Source organism: Acidimicrobiales bacterium, from assembly GCA_036378675.1.
Taxonomy (GTDB): domain Bacteria; phylum Actinomycetota; class Acidimicrobiia; order Acidimicrobiales; family Palsa-688; genus DASUWA01.
Genome location: DASUWA010000070.1, coordinates 1 through 2882 on the forward strand (window position 1 = coordinate 1; position 2882 = coordinate 2882).

2 protein-coding genes are annotated in these 2882 nt (G+C 62.5%); one reads left to right on the forward strand and one right to left on the reverse strand.

All coding sequences use genetic code 11. The annotated features are described in order from the left end of the window. Positions 1-14 precede the first annotated feature (14 nt). Positions 15-1235, reverse strand: coding sequence for an IS110 family transposase (locus tag VFZ97_20000; protein ID HEX6395723.1), 1221 nt, complete (start codon positions 1233-1235; stop codon positions 15-17). An 823-nt stretch (positions 1236-2058) separates the two neighbouring features. Here VFZ97_20000 and VFZ97_20005 point away from each other — a divergent pair. Beyond that, the gene (locus VFZ97_20005) at positions 2059-2730 is read left to right on the forward strand and encodes a hypothetical protein (GenBank protein HEX6395724.1); all 672 of its coding nucleotides are present in this window, start codon (positions 2059-2061) and stop codon (positions 2728-2730) included. Positions 2731-2882 lie beyond the last annotated feature (152 nt).

A 2882-nucleotide genomic window follows, 5' to 3' on the forward strand; every position in this document is an offset into this window, starting at 1 on the left:
GACGCCTCTTTGCGTCAAGAGGCTTTTCTGGCTCGGTTCTTCTGGTTGGTTGAGGTCTGGGCGCGCCTGGTGGTCTGTTGGGGTCGTAGGCTCTTGGCGGGTCCGGGAGTGGCTTGTCCGAAGAGCTGGTGTTCGGGGTGAGAGCTGGCCGCGCTGGAGTTAGAGCCGTTCCCCGATTGCCCTCCCGGGCCTTCGGCGCCGGTGTCGCCGCGTTTGTTGGCGTCGGCGACCATGGCTCGGTATAGAGCGTTGCTGATCTGTCGCTTGAGGCTTCGTAGGGCTTTCTTGGAGCTCTTGCCCTCGGCGATCTTGCGGTCGTAATAGACCCGCCCGGGGTTGTTGGTGTGACTGATCTGGCTAACCGCGGCAATGTGGATGGCGTGGTTGAGTTGGCGGTTTCCGCGTAGGGATAGCCGGTAGATCTTCTCGGGCCCGGAGGAGACTTCGACTGGGGCGGTGCCGTTATAGGCGGCGAAGTGGTTGATGCTCTTGATGCGGCCGATGTCGCCGGTGATGCTCAAGGCCATGGCGGCCACGACCGGACCCACACCGTAGATGTCGGTGGTCGAGGTGCCCGACGCGGTGACGACCTGTCCGATCCGTTTGACCAGCTGTCGGCGCTGCCGGTTGCTCCGACGCAGGTCCTCGAGGATCTCCCAGGCGAGCTCGACCCGGGCGGCTGTCACCGCATCGTCGGGCTCGACCTGGTTGAGGATTCGCTCAGCCTTTGCAGGGGAAATCGGGCCCGAGAAACCTCCGGGCACCAGTTCGCACAGCACCGCGTGAAGCTGGTTGGCGATCCGGTTGTTCGTGCGCTGAAGCTCCCGACGCCGGCGGACCCAGATCTTCATCACCTCGACGTGGTCCTCACGGCGCACCACGGGAAGCCCCTTGGCTCGAAGCGCCGCCACCGCCACCGAACGGGCGTCGTTGGGGTCGTTCTTGTTGGTAGAGCCGTTGTCCAACAGCCGGACCTTGGCCGCCAGCTTCGGTTGCACATCCACAACTGTCTCGCCGGCGTTCACCAGCTGCTGGGACAGCAGATAACCCAACCCGGCAGCTCCTTCGACCGCCCAGGTCCGCTCCGGCCAGGCGGCTGCCCAGCCCAATAGCTGCTCAGTCTGACCGACCCTGGAGCGCACCTTGATCTGTCCTAGGGTCGCCTCGCTCTGATCCACAGCAACGGCCGTATGCGAGGCCTTGTGCGGATCGATCCCGATGATCACCGCTGACATCCACCCACCTCCGAGTTAAAGAGACGACGAACCCGCGGTGGGCAAATCTGATTACAGACACAGACGCACGCGCCTCTTTCGAGCCACACCACGGCGAGGTCCGGTGGGAACACAGGTCCATCACAAGCCAGACCGAAAACCGGTCGACAGAATAATCGCGAGCGATCCCATCGGACCTCTAAACGCTACGGTCAATACCATCGCGTCTAGGTGGATTATCAATCAGAACAATATGTGAATGGCGGTGCGGCTCAGTGAGCAGGCGAGGCGACGCACAGCTCGATGATCGCTGCAGTCGACCTTCCATACCTCGCAGCTCTGATCCTTTTCTCGCTCGGGTTAGCTGCTACACCGCGAGTGGTATTGCGACTTTGGCGTCATGAGACGGAGTCTTTTGACAGATGCCCACGATGGTGGCCGTACGGACATCGAAGTTGGAAAGGGTGGGTCCGAGCGATTCCTGTCAATAGCGTCGGCGCGTTCTTCTTGCTGGTAGCGGGCTGGATGGTCCCGATCGGGCGCTCAACGCTCTCGGACGCCGTAGCTGTCGTCGCCGGTTGTGGTCTGCTGATTTGTTCCTTTGCGTTCCTCACGGTGATGCTTTGGAACCGTCCACAGCTCGTCGTCCCCCCGAATCGCCGCCGGGAGCCAGGACTCCTGCGGGATCCGAGCCGCTGACCCCCGAACGCCGAGTATGGCGCCGGTGCTGGCCGCCCGTGCCGAGCCTGGCAAGGCGCGGGATGAAACAATATAGAGCGTGGTGGGGACTACTCGGTCTGGGGCACGACCACTCGCGTCCGTGCGGTTTCTCCGTACCACTCTCGTGGCCACCGTTGCCATCTGGGCTTTGGGTGCGTGTTCGGCCAGGCCCCCCTACGACCCGTACCTTGGTGAGGCGAACAAGAGCGCCAGCGCGATCCTGCACGACTCACTGAACGAGTTCTCGTCGTTCTACTCGGTACACGAGCACGGGACCGAGACTCTCGAGGGAACCACCGTACACGCGGACTTCGTCGCCGGGAAGCAGCGAGGGGGAGGAACGATCACGCTTGGGGCTTCCACCCTGAACCTTGTCCTGCAAGGCAACGACCTCTACATAAAAACGGACGCCGCTACTTGGGCTCAGATCGGCTACGAGTCAAAGGCACCCAACCTGGCCAACCGTTGGGTTCACGCATCAGCCGATGCTCAGCCGTTTGCGGCGTTCGCCCAGAAGCTCGACTTCCGCCAGCTCGACTTTGAAAGCCAGCCGCTCGGCAATGTCATCAAGAAGCCGGGAACGACGATCGACGGAATAGCTGTCATCCCCCTTCAAAGCAGCGCGACTGGCCTCACGCTCTACGTTCAAGCAAGCGGACAGCCAACTCTGATTGCGGCGGCGGATACTGGGTCGGCGGGAGTGACCGTGTTCGACCACTACGACACGGCCGAACCGCCTCCAGTGCCGACCGGAGCGGTGGATCTCGACTCGATACCAGCGATTTCTCAGCAATGAGGTGCCGCCCGGATCGCCGTTCCTGAAGAAGCGCTTGATGTCAAGGGCCTTCGACGTAGTCGAAGTCGATTTTCTGCGGGCGTTCGCGGTGTGGGGGTGGTTGTTTGGGCGCGCGTGAGCCGTTGCCGGCGATTCCGCGGAATCGGAGGGGG